Annotated in this window: 22 protein-coding genes; 8 read left to right on the forward strand and 14 right to left on the reverse strand. The window is 70.9% G+C overall.

Annotated features, from left to right (window positions below):
- The first annotated feature begins 4 nt into the window (after positions 1 to 4).
- On the forward strand, positions 5 to 1195 hold the full coding sequence (locus tag Microterr_RS00355) for a lactonase family protein (protein WP_263796797.1): 1191 nt from the start codon (positions 5 to 7) through the stop codon (positions 1193 to 1195).
- A gap of 34 nt (positions 1196 to 1229) precedes the next feature.
- Here the strand turns inward: Microterr_RS00355 and Microterr_RS00360 are convergent, their stop codons facing one another.
- Positions 1230 to 2405: an AI-2E family transporter gene (locus tag Microterr_RS00360; RefSeq protein ID WP_263796796.1), complete on the reverse strand. Its 1176-nt coding sequence runs from the start codon at positions 2403 to 2405 to the stop codon at positions 1230 to 1232.
- 44 nt (positions 2406 to 2449) lie between these two features.
- Here Microterr_RS00360 and Microterr_RS00365 point away from each other — a divergent pair, with 44 nt between their 5' ends.
- Positions 2450 to 2743, forward strand: a complete 294-nt coding sequence (locus Microterr_RS00365; RefSeq protein ID WP_263796795.1) for a chorismate mutase — start codon at positions 2450 to 2452, stop codon at positions 2741 to 2743.
- 31 nt (positions 2744 to 2774) lie between these two features.
- Here Microterr_RS00365 and Microterr_RS00370 read toward each other — a convergent pair whose 3' ends face one another.
- Genes Microterr_RS00370 through Microterr_RS00380 form a run of 3 tightly spaced genes read right to left on the reverse strand, consistent with a single transcriptional unit; the run spans position 2775 to position 4755 of the window.
- On the reverse strand, positions 2775 to 3461 hold the full coding sequence (locus Microterr_RS00370; RefSeq protein WP_263796793.1) for a hypothetical protein: 687 nt from the start codon (positions 3459 to 3461) through the stop codon (positions 2775 to 2777).
- Entirely contained in the window at positions 3458 to 4366 is a 909-nt protein-coding gene (locus Microterr_RS00375) for an ABC transporter ATP-binding protein (protein WP_263796792.1), read from the reverse strand. The genes Microterr_RS00370 and Microterr_RS00375 overlap by 4 nt, the downstream gene beginning before the upstream one ends.
- On the reverse strand, positions 4363 to 4755 hold the full coding sequence (locus Microterr_RS00380) for a GntR family transcriptional regulator (protein ID WP_263796790.1): 393 nt from the start codon (positions 4753 to 4755) through the stop codon (positions 4363 to 4365). The genes Microterr_RS00375 and Microterr_RS00380 overlap by 4 nt, the downstream gene beginning before the upstream one ends.
- 94 nt (positions 4756 to 4849) lie before the next feature.
- On the opposite strand from Microterr_RS00380, the gene Microterr_RS00385 reads away from it, so the two are divergent.
- Together Microterr_RS00385 and Microterr_RS00390 are read left to right on the forward strand one after the other, a co-directional pair.
- On the forward strand, positions 4850 to 5680 hold the full coding sequence (locus Microterr_RS00385; protein ID WP_263796789.1) for a patatin-like phospholipase family protein: 831 nt from the start codon (positions 4850 to 4852) through the stop codon (positions 5678 to 5680).
- A complete protein-coding gene (locus Microterr_RS00390; RefSeq protein WP_263796788.1) occupies positions 5677 to 6744 on the forward strand; it encodes a 1-acyl-sn-glycerol-3-phosphate acyltransferase in 1068 nt (355 codons plus the stop codon). Before Microterr_RS00385 ends, Microterr_RS00390 begins: the two co-directional genes overlap by 4 nt.
- A gap of 4 nt (positions 6745 to 6748) precedes the next feature.
- Here the strand turns inward: Microterr_RS00390 and Microterr_RS00395 are convergent, their stop codons facing one another.
- From Microterr_RS00395 to purL, 3 genes are all read right to left on the reverse strand, one after another.
- A complete protein-coding gene (locus tag Microterr_RS00395) occupies positions 6749 to 7615 on the reverse strand; it encodes a hypothetical protein (RefSeq protein WP_263796787.1) in 867 nt (288 codons plus the stop codon).
- Between the two features lie 152 nt (positions 7616 to 7767).
- A complete protein-coding gene (locus Microterr_RS00400; protein ID WP_263796786.1) occupies positions 7768 to 7899 on the reverse strand; it encodes a hypothetical protein in 132 nt (43 codons plus the stop codon).
- A 5-nt stretch (positions 7900 to 7904) separates the two neighbouring features.
- Positions 7905 to 10244 (reverse strand): phosphoribosylformylglycinamidine synthase subunit PurL, encoded by a 2340-nt coding sequence (gene purL / locus Microterr_RS00405; protein WP_263796784.1) that lies wholly within the window; start codon positions 10242 to 10244, stop codon positions 7905 to 7907.
- A gap of 244 nt (positions 10245 to 10488) precedes the next feature.
- Between purL and Microterr_RS00410 the strand changes: the two genes are divergently transcribed.
- A complete protein-coding gene (locus Microterr_RS00410; protein ID WP_263796783.1) occupies positions 10489 to 12036 on the forward strand; it encodes a DEAD/DEAH box helicase in 1548 nt (515 codons plus the stop codon).
- Positions 12037 to 12076: 40 nt separating this feature from the next.
- Entirely contained in the window at positions 12077 to 12472 is a 396-nt protein-coding gene (locus Microterr_RS00415) for a VOC family protein (RefSeq protein ID WP_263796782.1), read from the forward strand.
- Between the two features lie 6 nt (positions 12473 to 12478).
- On the opposite strand, the gene sufU is transcribed toward Microterr_RS00415, so the two are convergent.
- The 7 genes from sufU to Microterr_RS00450 are packed head-to-tail and all read right to left on the reverse strand — an operon-like array spanning position 12479 to position 20779.
- Entirely contained in the window at positions 12479 to 12919 is a 441-nt protein-coding gene (gene sufU, locus Microterr_RS00420; RefSeq protein ID WP_263796781.1) for a Fe-S cluster assembly sulfur transfer protein SufU, read from the reverse strand.
- Positions 12916 to 14220 (reverse strand): aminotransferase class V-fold PLP-dependent enzyme, encoded by a 1305-nt coding sequence (locus tag Microterr_RS00425; RefSeq protein WP_263796780.1) that lies wholly within the window; start codon positions 14218 to 14220, stop codon positions 12916 to 12918. Before Microterr_RS00425 ends, sufU begins: the two co-directional genes overlap by 4 nt.
- Before the next feature lie 34 nt (positions 14221 to 14254).
- Complete coding sequence (locus tag Microterr_RS00430; RefSeq protein WP_263796779.1) at positions 14255 to 14713, reverse strand: GNAT family N-acetyltransferase; 459 nt, start codon at positions 14711 to 14713, stop codon at positions 14255 to 14257.
- 4 nt (positions 14714 to 14717) lie between these two features.
- Positions 14718 to 16784 (reverse strand): APC family permease, encoded by a 2067-nt coding sequence (locus Microterr_RS00435; RefSeq protein ID WP_263796778.1) that lies wholly within the window; start codon positions 16782 to 16784, stop codon positions 14718 to 14720.
- 55 nt (positions 16785 to 16839) lie between these two features.
- Positions 16840 to 18075: an amidohydrolase gene (locus tag Microterr_RS00440; protein WP_263796777.1), complete on the reverse strand. Its 1236-nt coding sequence runs from the start codon at positions 18073 to 18075 to the stop codon at positions 16840 to 16842.
- A gap of 41 nt (positions 18076 to 18116) precedes the next feature.
- Positions 18117 to 19109, reverse strand: a complete 993-nt coding sequence (locus Microterr_RS00445) for a LacI family DNA-binding transcriptional regulator (protein WP_263796776.1) — start codon at positions 19107 to 19109, stop codon at positions 18117 to 18119.
- Between the two features lie 8 nt (positions 19110 to 19117).
- A complete protein-coding gene (locus Microterr_RS00450; RefSeq protein WP_263796775.1) occupies positions 19118 to 20779 on the reverse strand; it encodes a glycoside hydrolase family 13 protein in 1662 nt (553 codons plus the stop codon).
- 66 nt (positions 20780 to 20845) lie between these two features.
- On the opposite strand from Microterr_RS00450, the gene Microterr_RS00455 reads away from it, so the two are divergent.
- Both Microterr_RS00455 and Microterr_RS00460 read left to right on the forward strand, forming a co-directional pair.
- Positions 20846 to 21367, forward strand: a complete 522-nt coding sequence (locus Microterr_RS00455) for an adenine phosphoribosyltransferase (protein WP_263796774.1) — start codon at positions 20846 to 20848, stop codon at positions 21365 to 21367.
- A gap of 173 nt (positions 21368 to 21540) precedes the next feature.
- Positions 21541 to 22401: a hypothetical protein gene (locus tag Microterr_RS00460; protein WP_263796773.1), complete on the forward strand. Its 861-nt coding sequence runs from the start codon at positions 21541 to 21543 to the stop codon at positions 22399 to 22401.
- Positions 22402 to 22403 lie beyond the last annotated feature (2 nt).

Below are 22403 nucleotides of genomic sequence, written 5' to 3' on the forward strand. Positions count from 1 at the left end.
GCGCGTGAGATTCCTCCTCGGCGGCTACACCGCCGACATGAAAGGCAACGCCTCCGGCATCGGGATGCTGCACGCCGGCGCCGCGGACGACGCCCTGGCCGGCGGCCCGCTCTCCCTCGTGGCGGACGCCGCGGTCACCGACGGCTCGCCCTCGTGGCTCGCGCGCCACCCCTCCCTCGACGTCGTCTATGCCGCCCTGGAGGGCGCGGGCACCGTGCAGGCTTTCCGTCGCACCGGGGAGTCGTCGTTCGCCGCCCACGGTGCGCCCGTGGCGGCCGGCGAGCTCGTCTGCCACGTCACCGTCGCGCCCGACGGCGGCTCGCTCATCGCGGCGTGCTGGGGCGATGGCCGCATCGTGCGGATGAGTCTGGATGCGGTGGGCCGCCCCTCGGCACCGGAGCCCGCGGCCACGGCGGTCGACCCGTACGGGACGGATTCGGTCGTACTTGGGTTCGGCGGGTCCGCTCCGGCCGGCGACATCGACCTCGCGGCCGCCGCTCGTGCCCTGCGCGAAGCCGCCGGGGCTGAGTTCGCCCACCTGGTGCCCGACCACGAGGTGCCCGAGCCGCCGGCCGCCGGCGCCGACCCCGATGCGCGTCCGTCTCGGTCGCACCAGAGCGTGTTCCTGCCAGGCGGTCTGATCGCGACGACCGACATGGGCCTGGACCTCGTGCGGTTCTGGCGCGCCGGCGCCTCCGGGCTGCGGCTCGTGCAGCAGCTGGCGCTGCCGCGCGGGAGCGGTCCGCGTCACACGGTGTGGCACCCGAGCGGGCACCTGTACGTGGTCACCGAGCTCAGCTGCGAGGTGTTCGCCCTCGCCCCCACGGCCGAGGGCACGTGGCGGATCGTGGGCGGGGCGCAGCTGTCTCCGGCGACGATCGCCGGAGTGGACCTCGCGGCGGAGCTCGCAGCATCCCGCGATGGAGAGTTCCTCTACGCCGGGGTGCGCGGCAGCAACACACTCGCCACCCTGCGCGTGCGCGGCGGCGGCGAGTCTCTGGAGCCGGTCGCCCTCGTTGAGTCCGGGGTGGACTGGCCCCGCCACCACGTGGTGGTGCGCGACACGCTCCTGGTCGCCGGGCAGCTCTCCGACGAGGTGGCCGCCCTCACGCTCGATCAGCGCACCGGCGTTCCCGCGCGGGCGCGGCGCCGTGTCACGGCCGGCTCGCCGACCTGCCTGCTGCCGCTGGTCTGACGCCGGTTCCGGCGCGCGCCGCTGGACCGGATCGCTAGATCTTGGCGTCCTGACGGGGGATCAGCACCTGCTTGATGATCAGCAGGATCGACGCCGTCACCGGAACCGCGACCAGCGCACCGAGCAGCCCGAGCAGCGTGCCGCCGATGAGGGCGCCGATGACCACCAGCGAGCCGGGGATCTCGATCGCCTTGCTCATCACCTTCGGAGTGATGACGTAGGCCTCGATCTGGATGTAGACGAGGTAGCAGATCGCGAAGATGAGCGCGGCGACCGGGTCGCTGAACAGCGCGAGCACCGACGCGAAGATCCAGTACAGGACGGGTCCGACCAGCGGGATGATCGTGATCGAGAACGCCAGGACACCCATCAGCAGCGGGAACGGCAGGCCGAGCACCAGATGCAGGAAGAAGGCGATCACCGAGTTGAAGAACGCCAGGATCACCATCCCCATCAGGTAGTCGCCGACTGAGTCGGTGATCTCATTGGTCATCGAGCGCACCTTGATGCGGTTGCGGGCGGGAGCGAAGCGGATCAGCGAATCCTTGATCGACGACAGCGACAGCACGAAGTACAGCGTCAGGACGATGACGATCAGCAGGCCGGAGATGCCGGTGGCGATGCTCGCGCCGACCTTGAGCGCGCCCCCGCCGATCGCCGCGATGTTCGCGGGGTTGGTGAGGAAAGTCTGCACATCGGTGACGAGGGTAGACAGCCCCTCACCGAAGATGCCCTCCAGCCAGTGGAAGAAGTCGGACTGCTGGAAGGCGGCGAACGTCGCGGGCAGGTCTTTGAAGAACTCGCCGACCTGCGTCACCAGCGTCGGGATGACGAGCCAGAGCAGCCCGATCAGCACGAGCAGCAGGACGAAGAAGACGATCACGACGCCCCAGCCGCGCTTGACGTTGTGCCGCTCGAACCACTTGATGACCGGGTCGAGGCCGAGCGCGGCGAACATCGCGAACACGATGTAGATGACGACGGTCACCAGGTTCGAGAACGCCAGCCCGAGCAGGAGTGCGGCGAGGCCGCCGAGGGTGAGGAGGAACCCCACCGCGAAGGGGTTGCTCAGCGATCGCCACTTCGCCGGCGGAGCCGGGATCGGCGCGAGGGCGCCGTCTCCGGCGCCGCCGTCGCTGATGGCGGCGGCGTCTGTGCCCGCGGCGGGATCGGCGCGCAGCGGCGCAGACGAGTCGGTCGCATCGGTCATGGGACTCACTCTAGGGGTGGGTAGTCTCGAAGCGAGGAGGAGTCATGACCGACACGGACCCGACGCAGACGCTGCTCCGGCTGCGGAGCACCATCGACAACATCGACGCCGCGCTCATCTTCGTGCTGGCCGAGCGATTCCGCGCCACGAAGCAGGTCGGGGTGCTCAAAGCGGAGCACGGCATGCCCGCCTCCGACCCCGCCCGCGAGGAGCAGCAGCTCGAGCGGCTGCGCCGGCTGGCCGTCGAGGCCGACCTCGACCCCGCCTTCGCGGAGAAGTGGTTCAACTTCGTCGTCGCCGAGGTCATCCGCCACCACACCGAGGCCGCCGCCGGCTGACGCCCGCGGCGACCGCGCCCGCGGCGAACCGCTACGGCACTGCGCGGCGGAGCGTCAGGAACGACACGGCGGCGAGCACCGCGCCGGCGAGGATGCCCCACAGCGCCAGGCCGAGCGCGCCGGTCTCTCCGAACCAGACGAAGACCTCTTCCCAGGCGTTCAGACGGCCGACGAGCCAGAGCAGGCCGACGAAGCCGAGGCCGAGCACCACCAGCACGGTCGTCAGCCAGAGCGGTCCGAACCGCTTGTAGATCGTGGCGCACCAGAACCCGGTGACGAAGAACAGCATCGCGATCACGAAGTAGACCACGAACGCGCCCGCCGGCCCTGCTGCCCACATCCAGTCCAGGTAGAAGAAGTAGCCGTTCATGCCCCAGCCGTTGGTCGCCTTCTCGACCAGGCCTCCGACGACGAAGATCGCCGAGAGCAGGAACGAGGTCACTCCGGCCGTGAGCAGCGTGCCGAGGTAGAACTCGCGCCGGGTGACGCTCATCGCCTGCGAGAACGGGAACGTGAGGGTCAGGGACTGGACGCCGACGGCGAAGAAGTACCACAGCGGCGCCTGGGATCCGCCGCCGTACTTCGGCCCGTCGTACGGGATCATCGCGTAGATCAGCAGGCTGAGGACGAACGATCCGCCGAGCACCAGCAGCGGCACCCAGATGTAGGTCTGCCGGTTCACGAACTGCATGCGGACGACGTTGAGTGTGCGGCTCATCGGAGTGCTCCTTCGTCGACGTCGGACGCCGCGTCCGACGCGTGCTGGGTGGTTCGGACGATCAGCTGCTGCAGCGACACCGGTGCGACATCGAGGCCGGCCGCGCTGAGCGCCGCCCGGTCGACCGGGGTCAGGGTTCCCCGCACCGTCACCGATGCCACGTGGCCGAGGCTCTCGCGGTGGATGACCTCGCGTCCGGCGACGAAGGCGTCGACCGCTGCCGCATCCCCCACGATGTTCGCGGCCCGGTCGCGCACGGCGTCGGTGTCCTCGTCCATCAGGATGCGCCCGCGGTCGATCACGATGACCTTCTCGATGAGGTTGGCGACCTCGTCGATCAGGTGGCTCGAGAGGATCACGGTTCGCGGGTGGACGGTGTAGTCCTCGAGCAGGCGGTCGTAGAAGATCTGGCGGGCGACGGCATCCAGTCCGAGATACGGCTCGTCGAAGAACGTGATCTCCGCCCGGGCAGCGAGGCCGATGATGACGCCGACGGCCGAGAGCTGGCCGCGGGAGAGCTTCTTGATCCGCTTCTTCATCGGCAGCTGGAACTCGTCGATCAGCTGATCGGCGAGCTCCTGGTTCCAGTTCGGGAAGAACAGGCGCGCCGACCGGAACGCGTGCAGGGGCAGCGCGTCGTCCGGGTACTTCTGGCTCTCGCGCACGAAGCACATGCGCGAGAGGACCTTCGCGTTCTCGTAGGGATGGTGGCCGAACACCCGGACGTCACCGCTGGTCGCGAAGTTCTGCGCCGTCAGGATCGACATCACCGTCGTCTTGCCCGCGCCGTTGCGGCCGAGCAGTCCGTAGATCGTGTTCTCCTCGATGGTGAAGCTCACGTCGTCGACGGCGAGCGTCTCGCGATAGCGCTTGGTGAGGCCGTTCACCTCGATCACTGCGGTCATCGGGTCGTTCCTTCCGTGGTGGCCGGACCGTGCGTCGCGGCACGGTCGCGGATGAGCAGGGTCAGATCGTCTGCGTCGAGCCCGAGCTTGCGGGCCTCGGCCAGCAGCGGGTCGACGAATCGGTCGGCGAAGGCGGTGCGCCGTTCGGTGCGCAGCAGATCGCGCGCGCCGGGTGCCACGAACATGCCGATCCCGCGGCGCTTGTAGAGCACTCCCTTGTCGACGAGCATCGTGATCCCCTTCGCTGCGGTGGCCGGGTTGATCCGGTAGAACGCCGCGAGCTCGTTCGTCGAGGGCGCCTGCGCCTCTTCTGGCAGGGTGCCGTCGATGATCGAGTCCTCGACGCTCTCCGCGATCTGCAGGAAGAGCGCCCGGCCTTCGTCGATCACATCGCCTCCGTGTTGCCTGGTTACTTACTTGACCAACTAACCATGCAACGACGATCTGCACACTGTCAAGGCCCCTCGGTGCCAAGATCAGACCATGAGCGCTCCCGACGTCGCCTTCGTGCTGGGCGGCGGTGGTGTGCGCGGTGCCGTGGAAGTCGGGATGCTGCGCGCCCTGCTCGAGCGCGGGATCCGCCCCGATCTCATCGTCGGGACGTCGATCGGCGCCATCAACGGCGCCCAGGTCGCCGCCGATCCGACGCCTGCGGTCATCGGCCCGCTGACGGCGTCGTGGGCATCGCCCGAGGCGGCGGCGGTCTACGGCGACGGGTTCTTCGCCCAGACGAGGCGGCTCGTGCGCACGCGGACGCACCTCAACTCGGCCGAGCCGCTGCGGGCGCTGCTCGAGCGGCAGCTGGCGGGGTTCGCCCGATTCGAGGATCTGCCGGTGCGCCTGGCCGTGGTCGCGGCGTCGATCGAGCGCGCTGCCGAGCACGTGTTCGACTCGGGCCCGCTCATCGACGCGGTCATCGCGTCGGCCGCGGTCCCTGGGCTGTTCCCGGCCGCGGAGGTGGCGGGCGACCACTACCTCGACGGCGGCATCGTGAACTCCATCCCCATCGACCACGCCGTCGCGGCCGGTGCGCGCACGATCTACGTCCTGCAGGTCGGCCGCGTCGAGGTGCCGCTCACGCCCCCGCGCACCCCCGTCGAGACGGCGAAGGTCGCCTTCGAGATCGCGCGCCGGCACCGCTTCGCCTGGGATGTGTCCCACCTGCCGCCGGGTGTGCAGCTGCACGTGCTCCCCAGCGGCGGCCCGCTCGAGGGAGACGAGTCGCTCATGTCGTACCGCCGCACCGGCAGTGTCCAGCGCCGCATCGACCGTGCCTACGAGGCGTCGACGGCGTACCTGGAGGAGGCCTCGTGAGGCTGCCGCCGCGGTGGCTGCGCCGCATCGTCATCGCGCCGCTCGTGATCGTCCTCACCCTCGGCGTGCTCGTGCTCGAGCCGCTCTGGCTGGTCGTCGCGCTGGTGCTGACCTCCCTCGTCCCCGGGCGATTCCGTCTCCCGCGGGTCGTGTTCCTCATCACCGTCTACCTGCTGTGGGACTCGGTGCTGGTCGTCGCGCTGTTCGCGCTCTGGATCGCCTCGGGGTTCGGCTGGAAGCTGCGCTCCCCTGCGTTCATGCGGGCGCATTACCGGCTGGGGGCCTGGGCGCTCCGCGTGCTGTTCTGGGTGTTCGGCGGGGTGCTGCGGCTCGAGATCGTCACGGCGGGTTCGGATGACGAGGATGCTGCTTCCGCCCGCGCGGCCTTCACCGCCCTGCTGGGCCCAGGGGCCCCGCTCGTCGTGGCGAGCCGCCATGGCGGCCCCGGCGACTCCTTCATCCTGATCCACACCCTCTTGAACCAGGTGGGGCGCGAGCCACGCATCGTCCTCAAGGACACGCTGCAGTGGGACCCGGCCGTCGACACCCTGCTGAACCGACTCCCGATGCAGTTCATCACCCCGACCGGATTCGGGGGGAAGCCCGGAGGCGGCGGCCAGGGGGTCGAGGACAGGATCGCCCAGCTCGCCGAGGGACTGGACCGCGACGACGCGCTGGTGATCTTCCCGGAGGGCGGGCAGGTGTCGGCCAACCGTCGGCGCAGCCGGATCGAGCGACTGCGGCAGTCCGGCAGAGGCGAGCTCGCCGCCCGGGCGGAGAGGCTGCGGCACGTCATGCCGCCGCAGCCGGGTGGGGTGTACGCCGCGCTCGCCGCGCCGAGCGAGCCCGACATGGTCTTCATCGGCCACACCGGGCTCGACAAGCTGCTCAGCCTCGGTGACATCTGGCGGGAACTGCCGATGGACAAGCGCCTGACGATGCGGGCATGGCGGGTGCCGCATGCCGAGATCCCGGAGGACCGCGACGCTCAGGCGGAGTGGCTGTTCGCCTGGTTCGAGCAGATCGACGCGTGGATCGACACCCACCAGCCGACGCCCCGCTGAGCGGTCAGCTCTGCGGCTTCGGACGCACCACCCGGCCCGGCGGGGTGTCGCCCGACCGCGACGGCACCGGCCAGGTCTGCGGCGCCGAGGGTGCCGGCTGTGCGGGCGCGCTCGGTGGCAGTGTGCTCGCCCGAGGTTCTGTCCGCGCGGCGGGCAGCTCGAGGGCGACCTTGTTCTCGAGCACCTCGATCGCCTCGTCCGACAGCGAGATGAGGCCGTCGAGCTCCTGGCGCACCCGGCGATACGCCAGCTGACGCTCGGCGGGCGTGGCTGCCTCGTCGATCGCGACGGTGATGAGCTGCTTCGCGGTGTCCAGGCGCTTGCGCTCGATCTCGGTGAAGCCGGAGTCCTTGATGCGGCGCGCATCGCGCTCCGCGACATCGAAGGCCACCTCGAAGTCGGTGACGGCATTGCGGTACTCGGCGAGCTGCTCGCGCGTCAGCTTGATGTTCGCGGCGGCCGGTCGCAGCCGGTCGGCGACCTTCTTGGCCCGGAGGAACGCGGCGGTCAGCGGCTGGCGCCCGTCGCTCATCGCCGGGAAGGCGATCAGCTTCGCGACGTCGAGCTCGTACTCGAGCCATCGCGCCGTGACGGCGTCGTGCGCGGAGAACAGCTGCTGCAGCTGGGTCGGGGTGGGCGCCGTTCCCAGCCGCTGCGGGATCGGCGCCGGCGTGGTGGTGATCGGGCCGGTCTTGCCCCGCGCCGCAGCCTGCGCCGCCTTCAGCTCCGCCTTCGCGTGCAGCACTTCGAGCCGGCGCTTGTGGCGACGGCGGGCCGACCGCTCCCAGGCGCCGCCGACCGAGGCCATCACCCCGAAGAGGGGAAATGCCAGCCACCAGTAGTGGCCGATGAAGTCGAAGACCTCCTGCACCCTGTCATGCTAACCGCGCGCCGACCCCTGCGAGACAAGGAGATGTCGCGAAGGGAGGCGGCTTCGCCCGAAACCGGGCCTCCCGCCGCGCCATTTCCTTATATCGCGACAGGGAGGGAGGGCAGGGATGTGGCTGGGCGGGGAGGGTGGGCTCAGCCGAAGAGAAGTGCCAGAACCGTCGCGCCGCCGCCGACGAGGATCAGGCTCACGATCACGACCCAGGCGACGACCTTGACCCGCTTCTGCCTGGCCGCGCTGTAGTCGGCGTACTCGTCGTCTGACATGCCGGTCAGTCTACTGTGACGGCTTCGGACACCGTCGCGCCGAAGGCGGCGGGCAGCGTGGCGTGCGACACCTCGCGCAGCTCGGCGGCCGAGACGGTGAACAGGCCCTGCACCTCGAGCGCTGCCGGGTCGCCGTCCGCTGCGGAGTCGGTGACGCCGATGCGCAGCACGGGGTAGCCGCGGCCGTCGCACAGGCCGCGGAACTTCACGTCGTCCTCGCGCGGCACCGTCACGATGACGCGGCCGGTGGACTCTGAGAAGAGGGCGGTCGCCGCATCCACTCCGTCGCGCTCGATGATCTCGTTCAGCCAGACGCGCGCGCCCACGCCGAAGCGCAGCACGCCCTCGGCCAGGGTCTGCGCGAGGCCGCCGTCCGACACGTCGTGTGCGCTGGAGATGAGCGACTGCAGCGAGCCCGCGTGCAGCAGCTCGGCCAGACGCTTCTCGTTGCCGAGGTCGACGGCCGGCGGGCGTCCGCCGAGGTGCCCGTGGATCGTGCCCGCCCACTGCGAGCCGCTCAGCTCGGTGGCGGTCACGCCGAGGAGGTAGATGTTCTCGCCGGCATCCTGCCATCCGCTCGGGATGCGTCGCGCGACGTCGTCGATGATGCCCATGACGCCGACGACCGGCGTCGGGAAGATCGGCTGGTCGCCGGTCTGGTTGTAGAACGACACGTTGCCGCCGGTGACGGGGATGCCGATCTCGAGGCAGCCGTCGGCGAGGCCTTCGACGGCCTGCGAGAACTGCCACATGACTTCGGGGTTCTCCGGGCTGCCGAAGTTGAGGCAGTCGGTGACCGCGGTGGGCACGGCGCCGGTGACGGCGACGTTGCGGTACGCCTCGGCCAGGGCGAGCTGCGCCCCCTGGTACGGGTCGAGCTGGCAGTAGCGGCCGTTGCAGTCGGTGGCGATCGCGAAGCCGAGGCCGGTCTGCTCGTCGACGCGGATCATGCCGGCGTCGTCGGGGAAGCTCAGGGCGGTGTTGCCCATCACGTAGTAGTCGTACTGGTTGGTGATCCAGGACGTGTCGGCGAGGTTGGGGCTCGCGACCAGCTGCAGGAACTGCCGGCGCAGGGTGTCGGGGTCGTCGGTGCGCGGCAGGGCGGAAGCCGAGTCCTCGCGCAGGGCGTCGATCCAGGTCGGGTAGGCGACCGGGCGCTCGTAGACCGGGCCGTCGACGGCCACGGTGGACGGGTCGACGTTGACGATCTCCTCGCCATGCCAGTAGATGCGCAGGCGCCCGTCGCCGGTCACCTCGCCCAGCACGCTGGTCTCGACATCCCACTTGCCGACCACGGCCAGGAAGGCGTCGAGCTTCTCGGGAGCCACGACCGCCATCATGCGCTCCTGGCTCTCGCTCATGAGGATCTCCTCGGGCGTGAGCGAGGGGTCGCGCAGCAGCACGTTCTCGAGGTCGACCCGCATGCCCGATCCGCCGTTCGCGGCCAGCTCGCTCGTCGCGCACGAGATGCCGGCGGCGCCGAGGTCCTGGATGGCCTCGACGAGCTCGTCGCGGTACAGCTCGAGGCAGCACTCGATGAGCACCTTCTCGGCGAACGGGTCGCCCACCTGCACGGCGGGGCGCTTGGTCGGGCCGCCGTCGGCGAACGTGTCGGAGGCGAGGATCGAGGCCCCGCCGATGCCGTCGCCGCCGGTGCGGGCGCCGAACAGCACGACCTTGTTGCCTGCGCCGGTCGCGTTCGCGAGCTTCAGGTCCTCGTGGCGGAGCACTCCGACGGCGAGGGCGTTGACCAGCGGGTTGCCCTGGTACACCGCGTCGAACACGGTCTCGCCGCCGATGTTGGGCAGACCGAGGCAGTTGCCGTACGAGGAGATGCCCGAGACGACACCGTGCACGACGCGCGCGGTGTCGGGGTTGTCGATGGCGCCGAAGCGCAGCTGGTCCATCACGGCCACGGGGCGCGCGCCCATCGAGATGATGTCGCGGACGATGCCACCGACACCCGTCGCGGCGCCCTGGAACGGCTCGATGTAGCTGGGGTGGTTGTGCGACTCGACCTTGAAGGTGACCGCCCAGCCCTCGCCGATGTCGACCACGCCGGCGTTCTGTCCCATGCCGACCATGAGCCGGGTCTTCATCTCGTCGCTGACCTTCTGGCCGAACTGGCGCAGGTAGATCTTGCTCGACTTGTAGGAGCAGTGCTCGCTCCACATGACCGAGTACATCGCCAGCTCGCCGCTGGTGGGGCGCCGGCCGAGGATCTCGCGGATCTGGGCGTACTCGTCGCTCTTGAGACCGAGAGCGCCGTACGGCTGCTCCTTCTCGGGGGTGGCGATGGCGTTGTCGACGGTATCGGCGACGGCGTTCGAGGTGGGAGAAGTCACGCGGCTGAGCTCCAGAAATCGTGGGGTGCCGGACGGATCCAGTCTAGACGCGCTCACAGACTGCCCCGATCGGCGCGTGCTAGGGTCGGAACGGCGCTCCCGAGCGCCTGCGTCGTCGACACGCTGCCCCGGTCTTGCACCGCTGGGCCTCTTCTCGAGCGGCGAAACGATGCGCGAATCCGCGCCGTCGCCCCACCTCGTGCGAACCCCTTGTTCGCGCCTTCCCGAAAGCCTTACTTTCCCCATGTCTACTTTCCTCGAACTCGGGGTGCCCGCATCCCTCGCCCAGGTCCTCGCCGCAGACGGCAAGACCGAAGCGTTCCCCATCCAGGCGGACACACTGCCCGACTCGCTCGCGGGTCGTGACGTGCTCGGCCGCGGCCGCACCGGCAGCGGCAAGACCATCGCGTTCGCGCTGCCTCTCGTCGCCCGCCTGAGCGGTGCGAACGCCGCTCAGCGCCGCGCCGGCTACGTGCGCGGTCTCGTGCTGGCTCCGACCCGTGAGCTCGCCACCCAGATCGCCGCGACCATCTCGCCCCTCGCCGACGCGGCGGGCCTGAAGGTCACCACCATCTTCGGCGGCGTCAGCCAGAAGCCGCAGGAGCAGGCGATGCGCGCCGGCGTCGACATCGTCGTGGCCTGCCCCGGCCGCCTCGAAGACCTCATGAAGCAGGGCGTCGTGCGCCTGGACCGCGTCGAGATCACCGTGCTCGACGAGGCCGACCACATGGCCGACCTCGGCTTCCTGCCCGGCGTCACGCGCATCCTCACGGCGACGCCGCAGGGCGGACAGCGGATGCTGTTCAGCGCCACCCTCGACCGCGGGGTCGACACGCTCGTCCGCCGCTTCCTCCGCGACGAGGTCAGCCACGAGGTCGACGAGTCCTCGGTGCCGGCCGCCGCCATGACCCACCGTGTCTTCATGGTCGGCGACGGGGCGAAGAACGACCTCGTCCGCACGCTCGCGGCCGGTCAGGGCCGCCGCATCCTGTTCACCCGCACCAAGCACCAGGCCAAGAAGCTCGCGAAGACGCTGACGGCCGCGGGCATCCCCTCGGTCGACCTGCACGGCAACCTGTCGCAGGGTGCGCGCGAGCGCAACCTCGCCGCCTTCAGCGCGGCACCGGACGCCGGCGGCGTCCGCGTGCTCGTCGCCACCGACGTCGCCGCCCGCGGCGTGCACGTCGACGAGGTCGAGCTGGTCGTGCACGTCGACCCGCCGATGGAGCACAAGGCGTACCTGCACCGCTCGGGCCGCACGGCCCGCGCCGGCGCCGAGGGCACCGTGGTCACGGTCGCCCTCGACTCGCAGCGCCGCGACGTGAAGGACCTGCTGCGCAAGGCCGGCATCTCGGTCGAGCTCGAGCAGGTCGACGCGGATCACCCCGCCGTCGACGCCCTCGTCGGCGAGCGTGCCGCGCACGTGCGCCCGGTCGCTCCCGTCTCGCCCCCGAACCGCGGTGGCGGCGCAGGCGGCTCGGGCCAGGGCCGTTCCGGCGGCTCGGGTCAGTCCCGCTCCGGCGGCGGTCGCTCCGGCGGTCGCGGTGCCGGCCAGGGTCGCGGCGGCGCTGCCCGCAGCGAGTCCGGTCGCGGCGAGTCGGGCCGTGGCGGCTCGGGTCGCGGCGAGGCCGCATCGACGGCTCGCGGCGCAGGTCGCTCCGGCCAGGGCGGACAGCGCCACGGCCAGTCCGGCTCGCGGTCGGCGTCGTCCGGCTCGCGCCCCGTGTGGTCGTCCGACGCGCGCCCGTCGACCGGCGGCGCCCGTCAGCCCCGCCGCGCCTCGCGGCCGTAGAGCCTAGGACGAGGTCGGAGTCCGGTCATATGCTCAGGCCATGACCGGACTCGTCCCGTACCTGCACTTCGACGGCACCGCGCGCGCCGCCCTCACCCGCTACCGCGAGGTGTTCGGCGGTGAGCTCACGCTGCACACCCTCTCCGACTTCGGCCGGACCGACGGTCCCGCCGATGCGATCGCGCACGGCATCCTCGAGGGGACGGTGTCGCTGTTCGGCGCGGACGCGTCGGGCGATGACCGGCCGCTGCGGCTGGAAGGCGTGATGTTCGCGCTGCTCGGCACCGCCGAGCCCGCGACCCTCGAGAAGTGGTTCGCTGCGCTCGCCGAGGGCGGTGAAGTCGTCGATCCGCTGCAGGTGCGTCCGTGGGGAGCACACGACGGCCAGGTGATCGACCGGTTCGGCGTGCGCTGGCTGATCGGCTACGAGGACTGAGCCCGTTCAGGCGCGCGCGAGCGCGTCTTCGAGGGCGACCCAGGCGAGCATCGCGCACTTCACGCGCGCGGTGAACTTCGAGACCCCGCTGAGTGCGGCGGCGTCGCCGAACTCGTCCTCGTCGAGCAGGACCTTGCCGCGCGACCGGAGCGCCTCGCGGAAGTGATCGATGAGGGTGGTCGCCGCATCCCGATCCACACCGTCCACGAGGCCGGTGAGCATCGACGCGGAGGCCTGCGAGATCGAGCAGCCCGCGCCCTCCCACGTCACATCGCGGATGCTGTCGCCCTCGCCGAGCCGGACGCGCAGCGTGATGTCATCGCCGCAGATCGGGTTGTGCTGGTGCGAGGTGGCGCTGCGGCCCTCCTCGGCAGCCAGACCGAACCCGTCGCGCGCCTTCGAGTGGTCGAGGATGAGTTCCTGGTACAGCCCGTCGAGTCCGCTCACGAGGTCGCCCCGAAGAATGCGCGCACGCCCGACACGGCCTCGAGGAAGACGTCCACGTCGCTCTCGGTGGTGAACACCGAAGCGCTCGCGCGCACCGAAGCGGTCAGGCCCAGACGCGCGTGCAGCGGCTTGGCGCAGTGATGGCCGACGCGCACGGCGACGCCGCGTGCGTCGAGGAACTGCCCGACGTCGTGGGCGTGCACTCCCGCCACGTCGAACGCGCTGAGCGCCACCCGGTCGACCTGTCCGCTCGGACGCTGTCCTGAGCCTGTCGAAGGGTCGCCCAGCAGACGCACGCCCTCGATCGCGCGCAGCCCCTCGCGCATGCGCCGCTCGATGTGCTGCTCGTGCGCGTGCACCGCGTCCATGCCGATCCCGTCCAGGTAGCGGACGGCGGCGGCCAGCCCGATGGCTTGCGACACCGGCTGCGTGCCCGCCTCGAACTTCTGGGGGGCGGGCAGGTACTCCGCCGCGTCGAGCGTCACGGTCGTGATCATCGACCCGCCGGTGAGGAACGGGGGCAGGGCGTCGAGCACGTCGGCGCGGCCGTAGAGCCCGCCGATGCCGTACGGGCCCAGCATCTTGTGGCCGCTGAAGGCGGCCAGGTCCACCCCGAGTCCCGGCAGGTCGAGGGGCAGGTGCGGCGCCGACTGGCAGGCGTCCATCACGGTCAGCGCGCCGACGCGGCGGGCCAGGGCGACCAGCTCGGCGACGGGGTTGACGATGCCGAGGACGTTGGAGACGTGCGGGAAGGCGAGGATGCGGGTGCGCTCTGTGATGACGGCGGCGGCGGCATCCAGGTCGAGGGTGCCGTCGTCGTGGATCGGGATGTGGCGCAGCACCGCGCCGGTGCGCGCCGCCAGCTCCTGCCAGGGGATGAGGTTGGCGTGGTGCTCGCTCTCGGTGACGACGATCTCGTCACCGTCGCCGAGGGCGAAGCGGGCAGACGCGGGCGCGCCGCGGCCGAGGGACGCGTTGCCGACGGCATAGGCGACGAGGTTGAGCGCCGTCGTGGCGCCGCTGGTCCACACGAGCTGCTCGGGCTCAGCGCCGACGAAACCGGCGACGGTGGCGCGGGCATCCTCGAACAGCTCGGTCGCCTCGGCGGCGAGGGTGTGCGCCCCGCGGTGCACGGCGGAGTTCGTACGGGTGAGGAATGCGACCTCGGCGTCGATGACGGCGCGCGGCTTCTGGCTCGTGGCGCCCGAGTCGAGGTACACGAGCGGCCGGCCGTTGACGTGCTCGTCGAGGATCGCGAAGTCGGCGCGCAGCGCGGCGGGGTCGAGCAGGGAAGTACTCACCCTTCCAGGCTACGGCGGATGGGTGCGGCGTGGGTCAGGGGCCGTCGAGGGGGCGCGACCAGGCGACCTCGCCGTCGAGCTGGCCGGTCTGCCGGAAGAGCGCGACCTGGTGGGTCTCGGCGAGCACTCCCGCCAGGTCGTCGCGGTTGGCCGGACGGAACCCGAGCCCCTGCCAGAACCCGCCAGAGCGGCGGCTGAACAGCCACGCCGTCCGCGCGCCCTCCGCGGCCGCCTGCGTGAGCGCGAACGTGGCGAGGCGGGAGCCCCGGCCGGTCGATCGCGCAGACGTCGCGACGGCGACACTGCGGATGAGGGCGTGAGCGCGGTCGTCGCTCAGTTCGTAGCCGGTGGTGCCGACGATCCGACCGTCCCCGTTCCGCTCGAGCCAGAGGCGGACCGTGGGGGCGTCCAGTCCGCTGAGCGTGAGGTCGGCGTCCTGCAGGAACTGAGTCACCGCAGCGAGATCGTCCGCTCCCACGCGGGTCAGCAGCATCCGATCAGTCCTGCTTCTCTTCGTTGCCGAGGTGCTGGACGAGACCGTAGGCGGGCTCGTAGCGGCCGAGCCGGTCGTCGCCCGGCAGCGGCCGCGAACGCCGGCCGTAGATGAGCTCCGAGGAATCCAGCAGCCAGGGCACGAGCGTGATCGTCACGCCGTGCACGAGCATGAGCTGCTGGGCGATGCGGCGCGCACGCCGGTTGTGCAGCAGTGACTCCCACCAGTGCCCCACGATGTACTGCGGCAGGTAGACCGTCACGACCGACGAGCCGTGCGTCTCGCGGTACTTGCGGATGAACGCGGCCAGCGGGGCGGCGTAGTGACGGTACGGCGACTCGATGACGACGAGCGGGATCGGCATCTTGTGCAGGTCCCACTCGGTCTGCACCTCGAGGGTCTCCTCCTTGGAGACGGCGATGTGCACGGCGAGGGTCTTGTCGTGCTTGGCCGCGAGGGCGTAGTCGACCGCCTTGGCGACGGGCTTCTGCACCCGGCTGACGAGGATCAGCGCGAGATCGCCCGACGAGCCGTAGTGCACGTCGTCGGTCAGCTCGATCTCATGCTCGACGTCGCGGTAGTAGCGATTCACGCCGATCATGAGGAACGAGAGCACGGGGATCATGACGAACACGAGCCACGCGCCGTGCGTGAACTTCGTCACGCTCACGATCAGGAGGACGGCGAGGGTGAAGGCGGCGCCCAGCGAGTTGATGAAGAGGCCGACGTTCGCCTCGCGGCGCTCGCGCACCGCCTTCTTCGACAGCAGCCGCAGCTCCTTGCGCCAATGCCGCACCATGCCTATCTGACCGAGCGAGAACGAGACGAACACGCCGATGATGTACAGCTGGATCAGGGTGGTCAGCCGCGCCTGGAACACGATCAGCACGAGGATCGCGACGGCGCCGAGGATGATCATGCCGTTCGAGTACACGAGACGGTCGCCGCGGGTGTTCAGGGCCTTCGGCGCGTAGCCGTCGCGGGCGAGCACCGAGCCGAGCAGCGGGAATCCGTTGAACGCCGTGTTGGCCGCGAGCAGCAGCACGCAGGCGGTCGCGGCTTGCACGAGGAAGAACAGGATCGAGTTCATTCCGAACGTCGCCGCGGCGACCTGGGCCATCAGCGACGGCTGGGGCGTGCCCTCGCAGTCGAACCCGATCAGGTGGCATGGGTTCTCGGCGTAGTGCACGTTGGAGACGAGCGCGAGGAGGGTGAGCCCTGCGAAGAGCAGGATCGCGATGGAGCCCATCAGCACGAGGGTGGTCTGCGCGTTGCGCACCTTCGGCTTGCGGAACGCGGGCACGCCGTTGGCGACGGCCTCCACGCCGGTCAGGGCCGAGCAGCCGCTCGAGAACGCACGGAGGATGAGCAGGATGACCGCGGCCTGGGTGAGGTCCTCGGCCTGGACGGCGTACTGCGCGCTCTCGGCGACGGGCGGGTCGCCCAGCATCCATCGCACGAGTCCGGTGACGATCATGAGCGCCACCGAGCCGATGAAGACATAGGTCGGGATGGCGAACGCCTGGGACGCCTCTCGCACGCCGCGGAGGTTGACGATGATGATCAGGATGACGAAGCCGACCGCGAGCTCGACGCGCAGGGGGTCGAGACCGGGGATCGCCGAGATGATGTTGTCCACGCCGGAGGCGACCGACACGGCCACCGTGAGCACGTAGTCGACGAGCAGGGCCGCCGCGACCACAACGCCGGCCTTCTCGCCGATGTTGGTGCGGGCCACCTCGTAGTCGCCGCCGCCGGAGGGATACGCCTTGACGAGCTGCCGGTAGCTCAGCACGACGACGATGAGCAGGGCCACGACGGCGGCGGCGACGCCCGGGCTGAACGCGAGGAACGCGGTGCCGCCGATCAGCAGGATCATGAGCAGCTCCTGCGGCGCGTACGCCACCGAGCTCAGCGCATCCGAGGCGAAGATCGGCAGCGCCATCTTCTTGGGCAGCAGCTGGTCATCGAGCATCTCGCTCGTCAGCGGATCGCCGATGAGGATGCGCTTGGCGATGGGCGTCGTCTCGTCGCCCGGCTCGCGACTGTCGTTGGTCACGGCGGGCGACACTACGCCTGTCCGCGACGCGATGCAATCTCGCGCGGCTCTCGTCGCGCCGGCGGGATCAGCCGAGGAACTCCCGCGCCGCGATCACGAGGTTCTCGACCCCGCGCTCGATGGTGGGATGCAGGACGGGAGCGAAGAACGGCGAGTGGTTGGTCGGGATGTCGCGCTCGAGCGTGCCGGCGGCGGCGGCGTCCGCGTAGGCCTGCGGGTCCACCCCGCCCCAGAACCAGTACACGAGCGGTGCGCCGGCCTCACGAGCGAACCACGAGACGTCCTCGCTCCCCGTGAACATGCCGGGGTCCACGACCGCGCCCTCGCCGTAGGCGCGGGTGAAGGCGGCGGTGAGCCGGGCGGTCGCGGCGTGGTCGTTGATGGTCGGCGGCAGGGTGTGATCGGTGACGATCGTGGGCTCCTGCTCGGCACCCGATGCCGCCGCCTCGGCCCGGACGATCCGCTCGACCTTCGCGAGCACACGGCCGCGCGCCTCTTCGTCGGGGTAGCGCAGGCTCAGCTCGAGCTTCGCCTCGGCCGGGATGATGTTGTTCTTCAGGCCTGCGTGGATCGAGCCGACGGTGACGACGGCGACGTCGCGCGGGTCGACCTCGCGGGAGACCACGGTCTGCAGCCGCATGACGGTCGCCGCGGCCATCACGATCGGGTCGATCGTGGAGTGCGGGCGCGACCCGTGCCCGCCGCGGCCGAACAGCGTCACGGTCAGGCCGTCGCTGGCGGCCATCTGCGTTCCCGGCCGCACGCCGATGGTGCCCGCCGGCAGGGGGGTGATGTGCTGGCCGAGCACCACGTCCGGCGTCGGGAACCGCTCGAGCACACCGTCGGCGATCATCGCCTGGGCGCCGGCGCCGTACTCCTCAGCAGGCTGGAAGACGGCGACGATCGTGCCCGACCATTCGTCGCGCGAGGCGTTCAGGGCCTCGAGTGCGCCGAGCATCGCGGTGACGTGCATGTCGTGGCCGCACGCGTGCATGACGGGGACGTCGGTGCCCGAAGGGTCGACGCCGCGGGCGGTGCTCGCGTAGGGCAGGCCGGTCTGCTCCGGCACGGGCAGGGCGTCGGTGTCGGCGCGCAGCCAGACGACGGGGCCATCGCCCGCTGCTTCGTCCGTCGACGGGTTGCGGATCACGGCGGCGATGCCGGTGCGCCCGATGCCCTCCTCGAACTCGATGCCGAGATCGGCGAGAGCGCGCGCGATCACGCCGGCGGTGCGCGTCTCCTGGAACGACAGCTCCGGGTGCCGGTGCAGATCGATGTACAGGGCTTCGAGGTCGAGCGTCATGCGATCGAGCCTATCCGTGGCGTTCACCACGGCATCCTGGTTCAGGCCGGCGGTGCCGTCGAGGTGCGCAGCACCAGCTCGAACGGCAGTTCAGGCGCCCCGGCGGGAGCCTCCAGGCCGAGTGCGGCGAGCACCGCGTGGGCGGCGCGCTCGCCCTGCGCCTGGGGGAACTGGTCGACCGTGGTGAGGCCGAAGAAGCCGCTCATGCCGTGACCGTCCACGCCGACCACCGAGACGTCGCCCGGCACATCGAGGGCGAGCTCGCGGGCGGCGAAGAGGGCGCCGAAGGCCATCTCGTCGGATGCCGCGAACAGCGCGGTCGGCCGGTCCGTGCGGCGGAGGAGCTCGAGGGCGGCCGCGTGCCCGGCCTCGATCGTGAAGTCGGCGTGGGCGAACAGCTCTGCCCGCGGGGCGATGCCCGCTTGGTGGAGCGCCTGCTCGTAGCCCTCGCGACGCCGTGCGGGCACCTCGCCGCCCGCCCGCCCCGAGCCGATGTGGGCGATCTCGCGGTGGCCGAGTGCGATCAGGTGCGACGTCGCCGCGTGAGCGACCGCCCGGTCGTCGACGGTGAGGGCCGGGATGCCGTGGTTCGGCGCCCCGACCGCCACGACCGGCATCCCGAGAGCCAGGATGCCGTCGCGCTCCGGATCGGAGAGCTCGACCGTGAGGGTGATCAGCCCGTCGATCCGGCTGCGGCGCAGCGATGTGTCGAACACGCCCGCGCGCTGCGCAGGGTCGTCGGTCAGGTTGTACAGGGCGATGTCGTAGCCGTGGCGCGAGAGCACGTCCGCGATTCCGCTGAGCACCGTGGCATAGAACCACTTGTCCAGCAGCGGCACGAGCACTCCGATGTTGCGGGTGCGCCCGGACGCCAGCGACGACGCCGAGGCCGACATCACGTAGCCGAGCGCATCCACCGCGGCCTGGACCTTCGCCCGCGCCGCGTCGGACACCTGGCCGCGGCCGCTGAGGGCGCGCGAGACCGTCGCCGTCGAGACGCCGGCCGCGCGCGCCACCTCGGCGATCCCGACCATCTCGCGCGCTACCGCAGCCAGACGGTCGTGTCGGCGGGCAGCTCGGCACCCGTCACGGGCTCGCTCGCCACCAGCACGTCGCCGGCAGGGAGAGGCACCGCGGTGTCGCCGATGTTGGCGAGCACCGTGACATTCCCGTTCCGGAATGCGAGGACGTCGTCACCGTAGCCAGGCAGCCACTCGAGCGTTCCCGCCCCGAGCCCGCGGTCGCGGCGCGCCGCGATCAGGGTGCGGTACAGCGACAGGGTCGACTCCGGATCGCGGGCCTCGACGTCGCGGGCGAGCGTCGCCCATTCGGCAGGCTGGGGCAGCCAGGACTCGCCGCTCGGGCTGAAGCCGTACGCCGGCGCGTCGGACGACCAGGGCAGCGGCACCCGGCAGCCGTCGCGGCCGTAGCGCTCGCCGTCGGTGCGGAACCAGGTCGGATCCTGGCGCACCTCGTCGGGCAGGTGGATGACCTCGGGCAGGCCGAGCTCCTCACCCTGGTAGAGATACGCGGACCCGGGCAGCGCGAGCATCAGTGCCGTCGCGGCGCGCGCACGGCGCAGACCGACCTCGGGGATGGGCTGGCCGGGCGAGTCCGGTCCGATGCCGTGGCCCTGGGGGTTCTCCGCGGTCAGCGCGAGGCGCGACGCGTGCCGCACCACGTCGTGGTTGGACAGCACCCAGGTCGAGGGCGCCCCGACGGCCGGGTATGCCCGCAGCGACTCGGAGATCACCTCGCGGAGGGCCGCAGCATCCCAATCCGTCACCAGGTAGGAGAAGTTGAAGGCCTGGTGCATCTCGTCCTCGCGGACCCACAGCGCGGTCTTGTCGACCGTCGGCAGCCACGCCTCCGCGCACAGCGCGCGGTCGCCGTCGTACTCGGCGAGCACGCGGTTCCACTCACGGTAGATCTCGTGGACACCCTCCTGGCCCCAGTAGGGAACGTCCTCGTCGTCGCCGCCCATCGAGTCGCCGTCGACCGAAGGGAAGTGGTCGGGCAGGCCGTCGGTCTTCACCAGCCCATGCGCCACATCGACGCGGAAGCCGTCGACTCCGCGGTCGAGCCAGAACCGCAGGATGCGGCGGAACTCCTCGTGCACCTCGGGGTTCGCCCAGTCGAAGTCGGGCTGCGAGGTGTCGAACAGGTGCAGGTACCACTGGCCGTCGGCGACGCGGGTCCAGGCGGGGCCGCCGAACACGGACTCCCAGTTGTTGGGCGGCAGTTCGCCGTGGCGGCCCTTGCCGTCGCGGAACATGTAGCGGGCGCGCTCGGGGCTGCCGGGCGCGGCCGCGAGGGCCTGCTGGAACCACTCGTGCTGGTCGGAGCTGTGGTTCGGCACCAGGTCGACGATGACCCGGATGCTGCGCGCATGCGCCTGCGCGAGCATTTCGTCGAAGTCGGCCAGGGTGCCGAAGAGCGGGTCGATGTCGCAGTAGTCGGCGACGTCGTAGCCGGCGTCGTTCTGGGGCGACGTGTAGAAGGGGCTCAGCCAGATCGCGTCGACTCCGAGATCGCGGAGGTCGTCGAGGTGGGCGGTCACGCCGGGCAGGTCGCCGATGCCGTCGCCCGTGCTGTCGGCGAACGAGCGGGGGTAGATCTGGTAGATGACGGCGGTGCGCCACCACTCGGAGCCTGGGCGGTTCTCGCCGATCGGGGCGAGTGGGGTCGTCGAGGGAAGTGCCATGTCCGTCAGCCTACTGCAAGCGCTTGCAGTCCGGGTTCGCTCTCCGAGCGGGCATAGGGTTGCAGCGTGCCCAACGCCGATGCCCTCACCCGCGCCGAGTCGCTCATCCGCACGGTCCCGGACTATCCGGAACCTGGCGTGCTGTTCCGCGACATCACGCCGCTGCTGGCCGACGCCGTGGCGCTGCGCGCCTGCATCGACGGGCTGATCGCCCCGTTCGCCGGGCAGTTCGACGTCGTCGCCGGGATCGAGGCGCGCGGCTTCCTGATCGCGGGCGCGGTCGCCACCGTCGCGAACGTGGGCCTGGTCCCGATCCGCAAGGCCGGGAAGCTGCCGCGACCGGCCGCATCCGTCTCCTACGCGCTCGAGTACGGCACCGCGACGATCGAGGCGCACGACGACATCGCCCAGGGCACCAGGGTGCTGCTGCTCGATGACGTCCTCGCCACGGGCGGCACCCTGGCCGCGGGGCACCAGGTCGTCGCCGAACTCGGCGGTGTGGTCGTGGGCACGGCGGTCCTGATGGAGCTGGCCGCCCTGGGTGGTCGTGCGCTCGTGCCGGACACGCACGCGCTTTTCACCGTCTAGCGCGCATCACCCGCACGGCGCTCCCGCGCGCTCGGCGCACCCTTGCGCCGCGGTGTGCCGGGGAGGATCATCGGCGCCAGTGACGCGCGGCGTGGGGACGGGGGGCGACGCCATCCCTTTCGCCGTGCCTGCAATCGGCGGGTACGGACACCGGCACATCTCCGGAGGTTCGCATGTCTCGTCTCAGCACCACGTTCGCCACGGCGGGGGCAGCCGCGCTGCTCGTCGTCGCCTCCTTCGCGGCCGGCGCCGCCGCGAGTCCCGCGACCGCGCCGGCATCCGTGCCGGCCAGCGCCGTGGGCACACCGCCGCCACCGAACCGGGACGCGCTCGCCGAGCCGGATGACGTGACGCCGATGGCGATCACCACCAGTCCCGAGCTGCTCTACGTTCCGATCACCCAGTGCCGGATCGCGGACTCCCGACCGGGGAGCCCGTTCGGTGACGAGCAGACCCGCACCTACTACGTCGGCGGCACGTTCGGGTTCTCGCCGCAGGGTGGCACCTCGGGCGGATGCGGCGTCCCAACCGGCGCCGTGTCGGCGGTCGTGAACATCCTTGCCTACCACCCCTCCGGTGCGGGGCGGATCAAGGCCTGGGCGCCCGCCACACCTGAGCCGTCCGGCGCGGTGCTGTGGTACCCGAAGTCGACGACCGGCGGGACCGTCCAGCAGGCGAACGTGAAGCTGCGCAGCGGCGCCGGAACCGACCTCGCCCTGTCGAACACGGGCGGACCCACCGAGGTCCTCATCGACGTCGTCGGCTACTACGTCCCGCAGCTGCAGGCCTACATCTCGTCGAGCGGAACGGTGATCGACCAGTCCGGCCGGCTGGTGTCGGCGACCAAGACGGGGACCGGTACGTACACGCTCGTGTGGGATCGCGACATCAGCACGTGCTCGGGCGTGGCAAGCAGCGATCTGACCGGCCACACCATGAGTGTGTACACGTCGGGCACCAGCTCGTACATCTACTCCGTGAACAACGCCGGCGGCGCGGAGGACTACTGGTTCAACGTCGCCATCCACTGCTGAGC

It is taken from the genome of Microbacterium terricola (genome assembly GCF_027943945.1).
In the GTDB taxonomy this organism is placed as follows: Bacteria; Actinomycetota; Actinomycetes; order Actinomycetales; family Microbacteriaceae; genus Microbacterium; species Microbacterium terricola.